This is a genomic window from Halosimplex rarum, from assembly GCF_047715405.1.
GTDB lineage: Archaea > Halobacteriota > Halobacteria > Halobacteriales > Haloarculaceae > Halosimplex > Halosimplex rarum.
The window spans coordinates 3,660,377-3,675,241 of sequence record NZ_CP180412.1 but is presented as its reverse complement, the minus strand read 5'-3'; the positions used below and the strand labels follow the sequence as shown (position 1 = coordinate 3,675,241).

General features: G+C 69.2%; 15 protein-coding genes. 6 read left to right on the top strand and 9 right to left on the bottom strand.

From position 1 onward, the window contains the following. Positions 1 to 18: 18 nt before the first annotated feature. The 3 genes from ACMGFH_RS17555 to ACMGFH_RS17545 all read right to left on the bottom strand — a co-directional run bounded on the left by ACMGFH_RS17555 (position 19) and on the right by ACMGFH_RS17545 (position 3,758). Positions 19 to 969, bottom strand: a complete 951-nt coding sequence (locus tag ACMGFH_RS17555; RefSeq protein ID WP_415379766.1) for a winged helix-turn-helix domain-containing protein — start codon at positions 967 to 969, stop codon at positions 19 to 21. Positions 970 to 1,074: 105 nt separating this feature from the next. Continuing rightward, complete coding sequence (locus ACMGFH_RS17550) at positions 1,075 to 2,694, bottom strand: alpha/beta fold hydrolase (protein ID WP_415379765.1); 1,620 nt, start codon at positions 2,692 to 2,694, stop codon at positions 1,075 to 1,077. A 68-nt stretch (positions 2,695 to 2,762) separates the two neighbouring features. Then, positions 2,763 to 3,758: a formylglycine-generating enzyme family protein gene (locus ACMGFH_RS17545; RefSeq protein ID WP_415379764.1), complete on the bottom strand. Its 996-nt coding sequence runs from the start codon at positions 3,756 to 3,758 to the stop codon at positions 2,763 to 2,765. 486 nt (positions 3,759 to 4,244) lie between these two features. Here ACMGFH_RS17545 and ACMGFH_RS17540 point away from each other — a divergent pair, with 486 nt between their 5' ends. Then, entirely contained in the window at positions 4,245 to 4,637 is a 393-nt protein-coding gene (locus ACMGFH_RS17540) for a hypothetical protein (protein ID WP_415379763.1), read from the top strand. 83 nt (positions 4,638 to 4,720) lie between these two features. Continuing rightward, positions 4,721 to 5,716: a hypothetical protein gene (locus ACMGFH_RS17535; RefSeq protein WP_415379762.1), complete on the top strand. Its 996-nt coding sequence runs from the start codon at positions 4,721 to 4,723 to the stop codon at positions 5,714 to 5,716. 47 nt (positions 5,717 to 5,763) lie between these two features. On the opposite strand, the gene ACMGFH_RS17530 is transcribed toward ACMGFH_RS17535, so the two are convergent. Continuing rightward, the gene (locus ACMGFH_RS17530) at positions 5,764 to 6,321 is read right to left on the bottom strand and encodes a mechanosensitive ion channel family protein (RefSeq protein ID WP_415379761.1); all 558 of its coding nucleotides are present in this window, start codon (positions 6,319 to 6,321) and stop codon (positions 5,764 to 5,766) included. A 249-nt stretch (positions 6,322 to 6,570) separates the two neighbouring features. Further along, positions 6,571 to 6,918 (bottom strand): hypothetical protein, encoded by a 348-nt coding sequence (locus ACMGFH_RS17525; protein ID WP_415379760.1) that lies wholly within the window; start codon positions 6,916 to 6,918, stop codon positions 6,571 to 6,573. A gap of 220 nt (positions 6,919 to 7,138) precedes the next feature. Here ACMGFH_RS17525 and ACMGFH_RS17520 point away from each other — a divergent pair, with 220 nt between their 5' ends. Further along, the gene (locus ACMGFH_RS17520) at positions 7,139 to 8,260 is read left to right on the top strand and encodes a tRNA (guanine(26)-N(2))-dimethyltransferase (protein ID WP_415379759.1); all 1,122 of its coding nucleotides are present in this window, start codon (positions 7,139 to 7,141) and stop codon (positions 8,258 to 8,260) included. A gap of 40 nt (positions 8,261 to 8,300) precedes the next feature. Here ACMGFH_RS17520 and ACMGFH_RS17515 read toward each other — a convergent pair whose 3' ends face one another. Continuing rightward, positions 8,301 to 8,687, bottom strand: coding sequence for a hypothetical protein (locus ACMGFH_RS17515; RefSeq protein WP_415379758.1), 387 nt, complete (start codon positions 8,685 to 8,687; stop codon positions 8,301 to 8,303). A gap of 169 nt (positions 8,688 to 8,856) precedes the next feature. On the opposite strand from ACMGFH_RS17515, the gene ACMGFH_RS17510 reads away from it, so the two are divergent. From ACMGFH_RS17510 to ACMGFH_RS17500, 3 genes are all read left to right on the top strand, one after another. Beyond that, positions 8,857 to 9,720, top strand: coding sequence for a YihY/virulence factor BrkB family protein (locus ACMGFH_RS17510; protein WP_415379756.1), 864 nt, complete (start codon positions 8,857 to 8,859; stop codon positions 9,718 to 9,720). Continuing rightward, on the top strand, positions 9,717 to 10,229 hold the full coding sequence (locus ACMGFH_RS17505; protein ID WP_415379755.1) for a ribonuclease BN: 513 nt from the start codon (positions 9,717 to 9,719) through the stop codon (positions 10,227 to 10,229). The genes ACMGFH_RS17510 and ACMGFH_RS17505 overlap by 4 nt, the downstream gene beginning before the upstream one ends. A gap of 138 nt (positions 10,230 to 10,367) precedes the next feature. Next, positions 10,368 to 11,147 (top strand): PHP-associated domain-containing protein, encoded by a 780-nt coding sequence (locus ACMGFH_RS17500; RefSeq protein WP_415379754.1) that lies wholly within the window; start codon positions 10,368 to 10,370, stop codon positions 11,145 to 11,147. Between the two features lie 33 nt (positions 11,148 to 11,180). Here ACMGFH_RS17500 and ACMGFH_RS17495 read toward each other — a convergent pair whose 3' ends face one another. The 3 genes from ACMGFH_RS17495 to glnA all read right to left on the bottom strand — a co-directional run bounded on the left by ACMGFH_RS17495 (position 11,181) and on the right by glnA (position 14,752). Next, positions 11,181 to 11,846, bottom strand: a complete 666-nt coding sequence (locus ACMGFH_RS17495; RefSeq protein ID WP_415379753.1) for a CDP-alcohol phosphatidyltransferase family protein — start codon at positions 11,844 to 11,846, stop codon at positions 11,181 to 11,183. 546 nt (positions 11,847 to 12,392) lie between these two features. Next, a complete protein-coding gene (locus ACMGFH_RS17490; RefSeq protein ID WP_415379752.1) occupies positions 12,393 to 13,166 on the bottom strand; it encodes an endonuclease/exonuclease/phosphatase family protein in 774 nt (257 codons plus the stop codon). Positions 13,167 to 13,381: 215 nt separating this feature from the next. Then, positions 13,382 to 14,752: a type I glutamate--ammonia ligase gene (glnA, locus tag ACMGFH_RS17485; protein ID WP_415379751.1), complete on the bottom strand. Its 1,371-nt coding sequence runs from the start codon at positions 14,750 to 14,752 to the stop codon at positions 13,382 to 13,384. Positions 14,753 to 14,865: the final 113 nt, after the last annotated feature.

The window sequence follows — 14,865 nt, the reverse complement described above, 5'->3', positions numbered from 1 at the left end:
ATTTCTATTCGCGATCTGTCACTCGTCGCCGCGGCTCGACTCGTCGGCGGACGCGTGGTCGGACTCGTCTACGGACACGCGGCCGGCCTCGTCGACGGAGACGGTGAGCGTCTCGGCGTCGAGGGTGACCGAGATCTCGACGCGGAGCGGGTCGGTCGCCGCGACGGAGACGGTCGAGTCGTCGGCGACGAACGCGGGTTCCCAGACGTACAGGTCGTCGAGCGGCCGATCGTGACGGCGGTAGAAGGACTCGACCGCGGGATCGACGAGCAGGCAGAAGCCGACCGGGCCCGCCATGGTGGCGCCGCAGGTGTCACAGCGGGTGCGAAGGCGAGGCGTGGGGGCGGTCTCGTCTTCGACGACGGCGGGGTCGACGGGCGCGGAGCACTTCGGGCAGATGCCCGCCAACGTGCGCTCGATGGCCTGCCGGGCGAACAGTTCGGCGTGGGAGACGATTTCGGGGAGCGACGCGTCGGTGGCCGCGGCGGGTGGGACGCTCCAGGCGAACAGGGTGTGGTCGTTCTCGCAGGAGACGGCACAGTAGCCGTCCTCGTAGACCGCGACCGCCCGGGCGTCACAGTGCGAGCAGTCGCTGTCGAGCGGTTCCGGACCGATCGACCCGCGGTCGGTGTAGGTCCCGGCGAGGATGGCGGCGACGATTTTGATACCAGCGTGGGTGAGCCGGTAGCCGCCGCCGTCCTTGCGGACGAAGTGGTCGCGGAGCTCGTTCAGGTGATAGCGAAAGCGCCCGGAGTCGCGCACGTCGACGCGCTTGCGCAGTTCGGCGAAGCCGACCGACTCGGCCGCCGACTCGCGGTGGAAGGCGGCCAGCGCGCGGAGGATGTCCACCCGGAGCGGGTCCGACAGCGCCGCGAACGCCTCCGACGGGTCGACGTGCGAGTCGTCGGACGCGCCTGACTCTGCGGAGTCGTCGCCGCGCCCCGAGGACTCCTCTCCCGACGGGCTCACGGCCGCGACACACGGGAGGGTTCCCGTCGCATGCCTCGACGGTTCGCGGCCGACGCTCACAAGTCCATCGCCGAGTCGCTGGGACCAGACGAGCGAACGGCTGCCCTACAGTCCGGCCACCCAGTCGGCGAGATCCGTCACGAGAGTCTCCTCCACGTTGTCGGGGAAGACGTACTCGGTCGTCAGCGAGGGTTCCGTTCCGGACTGGAACAGGTGCGAAAGGGGGGAATAGCGCTCGAATCGGTGGGCGTCGGGGTCGTCCAGCCCCTCGCGCCAGCCCGACAGCGCCGGATCGATAGGGATCTGGAAGTCCCGCCCGCCGTGGGCGACGAACAGGGGCGCGTCGACGCGGTTGGCGGTCGCCACCTGGTCGTACTCGTACAGCGTCTTCCACCAGATCCCGGGCAGCGGACCGATCTCTCGGTCGTCGGCCACGGAGCCGTCCTCGACGGCGGACATGAGCTGTTTCACTGTCGAGAGCTGGCGCTCCTCCCGCGCGGAGAGCCCGCCCTGGACCTCGAAGATGTGTTTCACCTGTTCGGGGTAGACCTCGGTGAACGGGCGGGCGTTGCCGGCGAGGATCGCGCCGCCCGCCACCGAGCCGTCGCGCTCGGCGATCCGGGGGACGCACGTCGCGCCGACGCTGTGGCCCGCCACGACGGCCCGCTCTGGGTCCACCTCGTCCTGTTCCCGGAGGACGCCAAGCGCGTGGACGGCGTCGTCGACGATGATGTCGTCGATGGCCCACTCCGAGCGGGGGAGGTCACAGGCGTACGTTCGCTTCTCGTAGCGCAGGACTGCGACGCCGCGGCTGGCGAGGCCCTGCGCGATGTCTCGGAAGGGCTTGTTCGAGTAGATGGTCTCGTCGCGGTCGTGGGCACCGCTCCCGTGGACGAGAACGACGCCGGGGACGCCGTCTGCGGTATCGGCGCCCGCCGTGTCAGTGGCCGACCCGTCAGCGGTCGTGGTGCTGGCGGTCGTCGCCGCAGCCGTCGCCGTCGCGGTCGTCGTCCCCCCGTCGTCGCTCGCGGGCACCGAGAGCGTCGCGGGGAGCGAGCAGCCCTCGGGTTCGAGCGTCAGCGTCCGCTCGGCGAACGCCGACTCGTCGACGTAGTCGGGGGACGAGTACTCCGACGGGAACCACAGCCCCGAGATGCGTCCCTCGCCGTCGACGACGAGTTCGATCGGCTGGTCCCCTTCGGCGCAGTCGACGGGGACGACGAGCGTCTCCGCGCCGTCTCGGGTGTCCGCTTCGACGCTTCCGACCGACTCGACCGCACCGTGCTGGCCGGTGAGACCGAGCCAGTAGCGTTCGAGCGTCGACCGGGGCATCTGCGACGCGAGAGTGTCGGTGAACAGCGAGTGCGCGACGTCGAACTCGTCGGCGCGGAGGTGCGCGACGAACTTGCGAGCAGTCTCCCGCCCCGCCGGCGTCGGAGATCCCGTCGCGGTCGCCGTGGGCGTGAGCGTTGACGTGTCAGTGGACGTCGGAGAAGGCGTCTGCGTCTCCATCGGCGGCGCAGTCACCGTCGGCGTGGGCATCGCGGTAGATCCCGGCGTCGCGGTCCCGGTTCGCCTAGCCACAGGCGAGTCGGTGGAGGCGCCGGAGGTGTCGTTACAGCCCGCGAGCCCGCCGGCCAGGGCGAGGCCGGCGAGCGTCCGGAGGACGGTTCTGCGCGAGCGAGCGTCGGTCGTGGAGGGTGGTTCGGGGTCGAACGCCGTCATCAGATCGACCGAGGCCCGGCGGGGACTTCAGCGTGTGGCGAACGCGATTTCTATTGGGCGTCCGATAGCTATCGCGCGGCGTCGACGACGCAGCGGAAGCCGACGTTGCCGGTCGAGCTCTCGGGGTCGTTGCTCGACCGGGCGGCCAGCCGGTACCGGTTGCACCACGACTCGTGACAGAGGTGCGACCCGCCGCGCATCACCCGCTCGTCGCCCGACTCCGGCCCGGTGGGGTTCTCGGGGTCGTAGGCGTCGGTGGTGTGGTGATCTGGGCTGAACCAGTCGCGACACCACTCCCAGACGTTGCCGCAGACGTCGTACAGCCCGAATCCGTTGGGCTCGTAGGCGTCGACCGGCGCGGTGGCGAGGTAGCCGTCGGCGCCGGTGTTGCGCTCGGGAAAGTCGCCCTGCCAGACGTTGCAGCGGTGTTCACCGCCCGGTTCGAGTTCGTCGCCCCACGGGAACCGAGTGCCCTCGCGGCCGCCGCGGGCCGCTCGCTCCCACTCGGCTTCGGTGGGGAGGCGCTTGCCCGCCCACTCGGCGTAGGCCGCCGCGTCGGCCCAGGAGACGTGCGTGACCGGGTGTTTGAGGAGGTCGTCGTCGACGACGCTCGAACTCGGGCCGCGAGGGTGGAACCAGTCGGCGCCCGCCACCGCCAGCCACCAGTCCGCGCCGGGGACGCGATCCTGTGCGTGCTCGCGGTCGCCCTCGGCCACGAAGTCCTCGAAGACGAACGACCAGCCGAAGCGCTCGGCGTCAGTGGTGTAGCCGGTCTCGCGGACGAACGCCAGGAACTCGGCGTTCGTGACGGCGTATCTGTCGACGTAGTAGGGCTCGGTCGTGACCTCGCGGACCGGCCCCTCGCCGTCCTCGGGGAAGCCCACGGCCTCGTCGGTGCCCATCCGGAAGGTTCCGCCGTCGATTCGGACCATCCGGGCCGTGCGCTCGTCGTCCTCCGTGGCGGGTTCGGTCCGCCAGTCCGGGTCCGCAGTGGAAGCGTCGCCGTGGCCGGTGTGGTCCGTCTCGCGTGCGGGGCTACAGCAGGCGCGGTCCTCGTCGCTCACGCCCGCGCTTCGGCCGGTGCGGAGTAAACGGTTTGGGTACGAGGGATTCGCGTCGGTGTGTTTGCGACTACGACCGGAAACAGCAACGAGGACAGCGTGAAAGCCCCGACCGGTTCGACTCGCGCGGGTCGCTGCGCTCCTCGGGCTTCGCCCTGCGGTGCTTGCTTCCCCGGGCTTCGCCGAACCGGTCGCCCCTTTTATTCCCACCCGTCCCGGCTGGTCGGCCTGTCTGTGCGGGTGGGAATGAAAGGGGCCGGACGCTCCGGGAACCCGGGCGAAGTAAGCACGCGACCGCAGGGAGCGCGCGCAGCGAGCCCCGGGACCGGAGCGTCCGGGGGCTTTCACGCTGTTTGCAGTGCCGGTACTGCTGCTGTCTGCGGTCGAGGTCGTCACGTCCTCCGCGGTCGCTCGTGAGCAGGCGAACCAGCAGACGCGAACAGCCGCTCCTAGGCGGGGATTTAATGGCGCAGAGAGCCTGGTGGCGGTATGGACATCCGGGACGCAGTCGAAGCGGACGCGGAGCGGCTGGCGGAACTCACGGACTCTCCCAGGGACGTGATGCGGAACCTGGTCCACGACCGGACCGTCCGCGTCGCGACCGACGACGAGGAGATACAGGGGTTCGTGAGCTACGACGCGCGCGAAGACACGGTCCACGTCACGCAGCTCGAAGGGACGGCGGCCGTCCGGGACAGCCTGCTCGAAGAGCCTATCCGCTTCGCGACGGCGGAGAGCATGACCGTCGAACTCCTCGTCCCCGAAGCCGAGAGCGAGACGCGCGAGTCGGCGGAAGACGCGGGGTTCGAACGCGCCGGCGGCGGTCCCACGTTCGAGGGCCAGCCCACGGTCCGCTACCGGCTCGATCCCGGATCGGAATAATCCAGCGTTACGGCGTGGTATGGCCGCGCTACGTGCCGACTACCCGACGCATACTTTTCTCGCGTTCGTGCGGACGGTGAGACATGTCACTGTCCGCGCTCGACGCGATCGACGACGCCTATCGGGCGACCAGCGGGTTCCTCCGACCCGTCGACCGGACCCGGTGGGCGAAGCTCGCGCTGATCGGCCTGTTCGTCGGCCTCCCGACGGCGAACGCGGGCGGTGCCCAGTTCGGCGGGACCGGACCCACCGACGAGACGCCGATGCCCGGCGGCCCGGTCGACGCGCCCGTCGACGTCCCGGTCGAGGCCTGGATCGCGGTCGCCGTCGCGGTCGTGGTGGCGATCGCCGTCGCGCTGGTCCTCCTGCTCGTCAGTTCGGTGATGGAGTTCGTGCTGGTCGAGTCGCTCCGGGAGGAGCACGTCGAGATCCGCGCCTACTGGCGGCGGTACTTCCGGCGCGGGCTTCGGCTGTTCGGCTTCCGACTGATCGTCGGGCTGGCGGTCCTGGCGGCCGTAGCACTGCTCGCGGCGCTGGTCTTCGTGCCGCTGGCGCTCGGCGACATGGTGGCATCGACGCTCATTCTCGCGGTGTTGCTGGTACCGGCGTTCGTCGCGCTCGCGCTCGTCGCCGCGGTGGTCGGCGGGTTCACGACGGCGTTCGTCGTCCCGGTGATGATGGTCGAGGACTGCGGCGTGCTCGCGGGCTGGCGGCGCTTCTGGTCCACCCTCACCGGGCAGTGGACGGAATACCTCGCGTACGCCGTCCTCGCGTTCGTCCTCGGAATCGTCGGCAGCGCGCTGGTCGGCATCGTCACCGCGATCCTCGCCGTCCTGCTGTTGATCCCCTTCGGCGTCCTGGCGGCGCTGGCGTTCGGCCTGTTCGTCCTCGCCGAGCCCGTGGGGATCGCCGCGTTCGTCGTCGTCGGCATTCTGTTCGCCCTCGCGGTGATCGCCGTCGCCGCGTTCGTGCAGGTGCCGGTGATCACGTACCTGCGGTACTACGCACTGTTGGTGCTCGGCGACACGAACGAGCGGTTCGACCTGATCCCCGAGCAGCGGGCGGCGGTCCGCGACTGAACGGCGTCGCCGTCCGTGAAGTCCGACCGGTCGACGCCGCCCGCCGGTCAGTCGCCCCCGCGGGCCTCTTTCGTCCAGCGCTTCTCGACCTCGTTGTTCGCGAGCACGACGGTGTCCCCGTCGTCGAGTTCGAACCGGGTCTTTCGGAGTTCGATGGTCCGGACAGTCCCGGTGATCGACTGCGTCGTGACGCGATCCCCCGGGTTGAAGTCCGGATCGCGGAGGAGGTAGACGCCGGAGACCGCGTCTTCGATCATATCCGAGAGGGCGTAGGAGACGCCGAGCGCGAGGAAGCCGGTGGCGGTGCCGAGGCTCGCGGCCACCGCGCCCATCCCGAGGATGTTCAAGAGCACGAGCGCGGCGCCGAACCAGAGGAAGACGCCGGCGACGGTGACCCACAGTTGCGCGATGAGGTCCTGGTCGTCGGGGTAGACGCCGCGGAGGAACCGGCGGAGGACGGTGAGGACGACCTTGATCGCGACGTAGGCGAGCGAGACGAAGATGACGGCCATCACGAGCCGGGGGATAGCGGCCATGAGCGCCGCCGCCAACTCGTTTACCGTCTCGGCCACGAGATCGACCAGGAACCCGACCGGCGTTTGCATAGCGACCCCAATGGACCGACGGTCCAAGAGTTTCGGGGGCGGTGCCGTGGCTGTGATTCGAGTTGCGGTGTGCAGGTAGGAACGACCCCGAGCGAAGTGGGTTGTGGCAAGCATCCGCGCGAGCGGAGCGAGCGCGGTTCACGCGGACGAGGCGAAGCCGAGTCCGCGCTTTTTCACCCATGTTTTTGCTGGCCGGGTTCCCGCAGCGCGCCTACGGCGCGCGAGGAAACCCGGCCGGGAAAAAGATGGTCACAGGAACTCCCGGACTTCGGAGTACCACATGTCGTGGTGGTCGAGGGCGTCGATGGCGCGGGCGACGCGGACGGCGATGGCGTGCCAGCACAGCTCCTCGGGGTCCTCGTCGTCGAGGTTGTAGGTGGCGTCCTTGCAGTCACAGGAGTCGTCTTCGACGACGTACTCGTCGTCGTGGCCGACGACGACGGTGAAGTCGCGGTACTCCTTGACGCGCCGCTCGGAGACGGCTTCGATCGCGCGGGCGCCGCGCTCGCCGTGGGCGTCGAGGATCAGGTCGACGGCGTCGGGGGTGAGCTCCCCCGACTCGGCCAGCGCGGTCTCCCAGCGGTCGACCGCGTTCACGATATCGCCTCTTTGGGACACCCGGACTAAACAGGTTCGGTGCGCGCGACGGAAATTCGGGCGTACCGCCGAGCGGGAGCGAGTAAGACGGCGTGAACGGTCCGGAGTCGCGAGGGGGGTGGCGAGTGGGAGGTCGTCGGGGGTGTCGGAGAACCGGGCGCCGCGCCGGTGGCGGTCCGAGAACGCATCCCTTTTCGCGGTCGCCGGCCAGGACCGACGTATGCGCGTCACCGAGGGGACGGTCGCTGTCGAGGTGCCCGAGCAGGCCGACGCCGGCGTCGGCGAGGACGTCTTTTTCAACCCCGTCCAGGAGCTGAACCGCGACCTGACAGTCGCCGTCCTGCGTGCGCTGGAAGACGAGCGCGACGGTGACGGCGAGCGAACCCCCAGTTACCTCGACGCCAACGCCGCCTCGGGGATCCGGGGCGTCCGCGCCGCCGCCGAGGGCTACGACGCGACGCTGTGTGACGTCGACCCCGACGCGGTCGAGTTGTGCCGCGAGAACCTGGCTCGCAACGATCTCGACGGGCGGGTCGCCCACCGCGACGCCAACGCGCTCATGCACGAGGAGACGTTCGACGTGGTCGACGTCGACCCGTTCGGCACGCCGATCCCCTTCGCCGACGCGGCGTTCCGCGGCGCGAGCCGGCTGGTCTGCATCACCGCGACCGACACCGCGCCCCTCTGTGGCGCCCACTTCGAGAGCGGCGTCCGCCACTACTCGGCGGTCCCGCGCAACACCGAATACCACGCCGAGATGGGCCTCCGAGTCCTCATCTCGGCGCTCGTCCGCACCGCGGCGCGCTACGACCTGGCCGCCGAACCGGTGTTCAGCCACGCCACCAAGCACTACGCGCGGACGTACCTCCGCCTCGACTCGGGCGCGCAGGCCGCCGACGCGCTCATCGACGAACTGGGGTACGTCGACCACTGCGAGCACTGCCTCTTCCGCGAGGCGACGCCGGGCCTGATCGCCGACCCCGTCGACTGGTGTCCCGAGTGCGACGAAGCCATCCAGACGGCCGGGCCGATCTGGCTCGGGCGGACCTGCGACCCGGCGTTCGCCGAGACGGTCCGCGACGCCGTCGACGACGGGATGGGGACCGCCGAGGAAGCGCGGGAGCTCTGCGAGACGGTCGCGGCGGAGATCGACGAGCCGACCCACTACGACCAGCACCGGTTGTGCAAGCGCTGGGGCGTCGGCGCCGTGGCGATGGACGAGTTCCTCGAGCAGTTGCGCGGCGCGGGCCACGCGGCGTCGCGGACCCACTACGGCGGGACGACGTTCAAGACCGACGCCGACGTGACCGAGATCCGCGCGGCGGCGCTGGACGAGGAGTGAACGGGCGCGCGGTCCGGTGTGAACGGGCGCGCGGCACGGATCAGACGCCCGCGACGCGACCGGCGATACCGTAGAGGAGGTGGTAGAAGGGGCGCAGGAAGTAGTTCAGCATGCCGAGGAGGCCGACGACTCCGCCCAGCGCCTGCACTTCGCCGGGCGAGGCGTCGAGCCAGGCGACGAGGACGACGGCGGCGAGCACCGGGCCGATCCAGAGGTCGGTCGCGACTTCCCGAACGCCGATGCCGCCGCCGTCGGGCGCGTCGACGGTCGTCGCGACGAGGCGCAGTCCGGCGCCGAGAACGGCGACGGCGAACGCGAGCGGGAGCGAGCTCTCGATCCCCGCCGTTCCGGCGGTGACGAGACAGAGGCCGGCGACGAGCAGGACGACGGTCGCGCGCATCACGACCCCGTCCAGCGTGCGGTCCATACCCATCGTCGCGGCGGCCGCGTCTTGGTCCTTTCGTCACTGCGCCGGTCCCGATCTCTCGGACGCCGATCCCGATCTGTCGACCGCCGGTATCGATCTCTCGGACGCCGGCCTGAGACCGGCGGTTCGGTGCCCGGGCTATTTGTGGGACAGGGCCGCAGTCGGAAGCGTGCAGCGCGATTCAGTCGGTGACCGCGCGGTCGCGAGCGGGCGCGACGCCGTCGCCGTGGTGAAAGGTGTCGTCGCGCTCGTCCAGGAGCGAGAGGTAACGTTCCTGGCGGCCGGCATCGCCTACTACGCCTTCGTCTCCCTGATCCCGTCGCTCATGCTACTGCTGGTCGTCGCGTCGGCGATCGGCGGGGAGGACCTGGCCGCACAGGTCGTCGCGGCCACCGGCGACGCGCTCTCGCCGGTCGGGCGGGACCTCGTCCGGACGACGCTGGTCGACGCCTCCGGGCGGGCGCCGGCGACGGTCGTCAGCCTCCCGCTGCTCGCCTGGAGCACGCTCAAGGTGTTCCGCGGGCTGGATGTCGCGTTCTCGCGGATCTACGGCACGGAGGCGGCCGCGTCGCTGGTCGGCCGGGTCCGCGACGCCGTCGTCGCGCTCGGCGCGGTCGGTATCGGACTGGCGGCGCTCGTCGTGGTCGGCACGCTCGTCAGCTACTCCGGCGTCGCCTTCGTCGGCCTCCTCGGGACCGTCGCGCTCGTCGTCGTCCTCACCGTCGTCTTCTACCCCCTGTTCTACGTCTTCCCCGACACCGACGGGACCGCCCGCGAGGCGGCGCCGGGGACGGTGTTCGCGGCGGTCGGGTGGACGCTCCTCGGGACGGCGTTCCGCGTCTACGCGGGTATGGCCGGGCAGTTCGACGTCTACGGCGTGTTCGGGGTCGTGCTGTTGCTGGTGACGTGGTACTACGCGGGGAGCATCGTCGTTCTGGTCGGCGCGGCGCTCAACGCGGTACTGGCCGAGCAAGCGCGTGCGACCACCAACACCAAGGGGGAGCCAGGCGAGAGACGAAACACGCGCATATGACCGCCGATACTGGTGCAGACGACGACGCGTCCACCGGGGAGGACGAACCGACCGCGTCCCCGGACCCCGACCCGGCCGCCGATCGCGCGGCCGGGACCGACGGGGGAAGCGCGGGTGAGCGCGGAGGCCCAGACGCGCGCGACACCGCTGACCGCGGAGCGCCCGACGAGGTCGCAGAGTTGCGCGACGAACTGGAGGCGTTGCGAACGCGAATCGACGAGAAGACGGTCCACCGCGACGACATCCGGTCGGAGCTGCGCCGCTACGTCCGCAAGCGCCAGCGCCGCGGCCACGCCACCGGCTGGGGCCCGTACCTCGTCCTCCTCTACGGGACCGCGATGACCGTCGCCGCTTTCTACTACCTCGGCAACTGGGTCGCCGTCGCCGCCATGCTCGTCGTCTGGCTCTCCACGCTCGGCCTCTACGTCTTCATGGTCGTCGTGAGTTCGTTCCTCGCCGCGGGCCGCAAGGCCGCCGGCCTGCGCGACCTCGTCGGCAAGTTCCGGTGACACCGCCGGTCCGCGACGACGCGAACCCGCGCACCGCTCCTCGGCTGGACCACTCACCGACCGCTCCCCGGCCCCGCCGTCCGCCGGCGGTCTCGGCCCCTTCGTAACACCTAAAGTCCGCCTTGCGTACTCAAATGCATGGCTACGGGTGGCGTATCGACGGACGGCGAGTCCCGCGTCGACCTCCACGTCAAGATCCTCGACGAAGGGGTCGTCCGCCGGGCCAAGGCCGTCGGTCTCGACGCCCTCGTCTACGCCCCCCACTTCGAGCACCTCTCGACCATCCGCGAGCGCGCCGCCCGCTTCTCCGACGACGAACTCCTCGTCGTCCCCGGACGGGAGTTCTTCACCGACACGTGGACCAATCGCAAGCACGTCCTCGCGGTCGACCCCGACGAACCCGTCCCCGACTTCCTCACCCTGGAGGACACGATGGCCGAGATCGCCGGCCAGGACACCGGTATCCTCGTCCCCCATCCCGAGTTCCTCACCCTCAGCATGACCGAGTCGGACATCGCCGCCTACGCCGACCGCGTCGACGCTATCGAGGTGTACAACCCGAAACACTGGCCCTGGGACGACCGCCGCGCCCGCGAGATCGCCCGCGACTCCGGCCTCCAGACGTTCATCTCATCGTACGCCCACCTCACGACCACCATCGGCGAGGCCTGGGTCGAGTTCGACCGCGCCATCGACTCCGCCGCAGACCTCGTCGACGCGCTGCGCTCAAACGCGCCGCGACGGATGTACCACCGCGACGGCCTGAGCCACCTCCTCAAGCGCCGCGTCGAGTTCGCCCACCTCGGCTGGGAGAACACCTACGACAAGTTCAAACGCGTCGTCCTGGAAGGCAACGAGCCCACCCACCCCGCCGGCGACTACCCCGACCGCTTCGCCGAGATGAACGCCTATCGGTGAGCGACGGGCGGACCCGCGGACGCCGACGACGCTCTATCCCAGCGCCGCCAGCCAGTCCGCGAGTTCACCGTAGAGCAGGAGCCCAACGACGAGCGCGAACGCCGCGGCGACGGCGACTGCGGCGGCGACGAGCCCTCGCCGGTCGTGGACCCACGGCCGGCCAGAGAGTTCGCGCGCCACGAACACGACGTAGTCGGTGATCGCCGCCGCCGACGCGAGCGCGAGCGCCCACAGCAGCGTTTCCGTGGCGGCGACCGCCGGGACCAGCATCGCCACCATCGCCAGGAACTGCAAGTTGGTGACGACCTTCCCGGGAAGTCTGGCCTGCACCTTGCTCGTGTCGAAGCCGTACAGCGGCACCAGCGGCGCCAGCGAGACGACGAAGGCGTCGCGGGCGAAAAAGAGGACGAGATACGCGAGCGGGAGGTCCAGCCGCGGGAACAAAATCGCGACGACGATCAGCGCCGTCAGCTTGTCCAGCGCCGGGTCCAGCATGGCGCCGAGTTCCGTCGTCTGGTCGAGTTTGCGGGCGACCCAGCCGTCGATCCCGTCCGAGAGGATAATGAGTGCGAAGAGGACGTACCGCACCGGGGAGTCGAGGGTGACGGCGATCCCCGCGACCAGCGGCAGTCGGGAGAGGGAAATGAGGTTCGGGACGGTCCAGATCTCGCCCGCCCGCTCCCGCCACTCGATACTCATAGTGCTGGATTGCTCTTCGGTCGTGCATGTGTCCACCGATCTGTCTCGCGAGGTGTTCGTGTGGCTGCGGTCGGAATCGGCTGTGAACCGTGCAAGCTCTCTGCCCGCTCGCTCGGAGTTGTCGTGACCGCGGGTGACAGCAAGCGTCGAAAGCCCTCGGCACGCTCGCTAGCAGAGACATTTCCAGTTGCCAACGACAGGCGATGAAAGTCCTCAACTCCCTCAGTAGTGATCGAAACAGCAGTCGACACCAGGCGATGAAAGCCCTCGGCCCGCTCGCGGCCGCTGGTCCGGATATCTTCGTTCGCTTCGCTCACTCAGATAGAGCCGGACCAGCGGCTCCGCTCCCTGCGGTCGCCGCGACCGCGCCTCGCCCTTTCAGTCCACCAGGAACCGCGACCGCACGACACCGCACCTCACGCCTCCCCAGCCGATTGCGGTGCTCGCTCCGCTGCGCTCCTCATCCCTCGCGCGGCCTCGTCGCGGCACGGAGGCCGCGACAGCGCGCGCCACGACGGAAGGACAGTTCGCCGAACCGACCCGCGTTCACTCGTCGAACTCGAAGACGACGGGGCGGTGGTCCGAGATCTGCACGTCGATGACGTCGCAGCGGGTGGGCTGGATATCGGGGGAAGCGAGGAAGAAATCCAGCGTCCGGGTCTCGGAGACGATGGTGTCGAAGGGGCGTTTGGGGACGGTCTCGCCGGGGTTGTGGAGGACCAGGCCCGTCTCTTCGAGTGCCTCCTCGACCTCGCCGAGGCCGTCGTAGGCGTTGAAGTCGCCGCAGACGACGACGCGATCTCGCTCGGCGACGATGGCGGCGATCTCGTCGAGTTGCTTGCGTCGGCCGCGCCCGCTCATCGCGAGGTGGACGCCGAAGATGGAGAGACCGTTCACACGCACTTCGGTCACGAGCCGTTTCGGGCCGGTGTCGAGATAGTGGGCCTCGATGGTCGCGTCGAGGTCATCGCGGACGAGCAGGCCGTTCGAGAGGTGCGAGAGGACCGGCAGCTGGCCGAGGACGTTGCCGTCGCCGTACTTCGCGTCGGCGCGGGCGTGGTAGGCCATGCCGCGCTCGGTCAGCATCTCCGCGAGGCGGGTGACCTGTCCCTCGGTCATGGTGCGCATCGACCCCTGGTCGACCTCGAGGAGGCAGACCACGTCGGGGCGCTCCTCGGCGATGACGTCCGCGAGGCGTTCGGTGGCGCGTTCCTCGGCGGCGTCGCTGCCGAGTAACCCCCGATGGGGTTTCAGCGCGTATTCACGGAGCGATCCGTCGTAATCGAGCAGGTAACCGGCGTTACACGAGAGTATCTTCACACGTTCTCCGTCGCCCGTGGAGGCGACCGACCGTCGTTGGGGGGATAGAACCGGTATGGACTTATAAAGGCGACGGTGACCTGTCGACCTGCTGGAGAGACAGAGCGGCGGCAGCCACCGCTAGCCGAAACCGTTCGGGAAACAGAAGCAGGCGGGTCGTCGGCCGCGAGGGCGTCAGACCCGTGGAAACGGCAGAATAGAGGTGCGGCGGCGACTTAGAACGTTTCGAGGTAGCGGTCGAGTTCCCAGTCAGAGACGTCGACGCGGTAGTCGTCGTACTCCTGGGTCTTCGCCTCGACGAAGTTCTCGTAGACGTGTTCGCCGAGGGCGTCCTGGATGACCTCGTCGGATTCGAGGGCGTCCAGCGCCTCGCCGAGGTTCGACGGCAGCGTGGAGATGCCGTACTCCTCGCGTTTCGCCTCGTCGAACTCGTAGATGTTCTCGCGGACCGGGTCGTCGCAGTCGAGGCCGCGCTCGATGCCGTCGAGGCCGGCGTGGATGAGCGCGGCGAAGGCGAGATAGGGGTTACACGACGGGTCCGGGAAGCGCGCCTCGATGCGCGAGGCGGCCGGGACGCGCGCGGCGGGCTTGCGGATGAGCGCCGAGCGGTTCCGGTCGGACCAGGCGACGTAGACGGGCGCCTCGTAGCCCGGGACGAGTCGCTTGTAGGAGTTGACCGTCGGGTTGGAGACAGCGGCGATGGCCTCGGCGTGGTCGAGGATGCCGGCGGTGAACTGCTTGGCCGTCTCGCTCAGGTTGAACTCGTCGTCCTCGTCGTGGAAGGCGTTCTCGCCGTCGGCGAACAGCGAGAAGTGCGTGTGCATGCCAGACCCGTTGATGCGCGGGATGGGCTTGGGCATGAAGGTCGCGTGCAGGTCGTGTTCGGCGGCGATGGCGCGGACGACCGAGCGGAAGGTGGCGACGTTGTCGGCCGTCGACAGCGCGTCGTCGTAGGTGAAGTTGATCTCGTGCTGGCCCTGGGCGACCTCGTGGTGGGAGGCCTCGATATCGAAGCCCATGTCCTCCAGCCCGAAGATGATGTCGCGGCGCACGTCCTGGGCGAGGTCCTTCGGCGCGAGGTCGAAGTACCCGCCGGCGTCGTTGGTCTTCGTCGTCGCGCGACCTTCCTCGTCCTCCTCGAAGAGGAAGAACTCGGGCTCGGGCGCGGCGTTGACGGTGTAACCCATCTCCTCGGCGCGCGAGATGGCGCGCTTGAGCACCCCGCGCGGGTCGCCCGAGAAGGGCTGGCCGCTGGAGGTGTCGATCACGTCACAGATGAGGCGACCGGCCGCGCTGTCGTCGTCGTTGCGCCACGGCAGGATGGCGAACGTCGATGGGTCCGGGTCCAGGCGCATGTCCGACTCCTGGATGCGGACGAAGCCGTTGATCGACGACCCGTCGAAGTAGATACCCTCTGTGAACGCCTTCTCGGCCTGGTCGGCCGGTACCGAGACGTTCTTGACTGTCCCCAGAATGTCCGTGAACTGCAGGCGCAGGAAGTCGACGTTCTCTTCTTCGATCTCGTCGAGCACGTCCTGTGCCTCGGCGGAGAGACCCCCGTCCGGTTGCGCGTTTTCGCTTGTCATGTTTATCGACACCCGAAGGGTAGACCCATAGTATTAAAATCCTGTCCATCTGCGCAATTCTTCCCCTTCATCGAACGGAATTGAATATTCGTAAAATTCTAATGCCCGGGGAT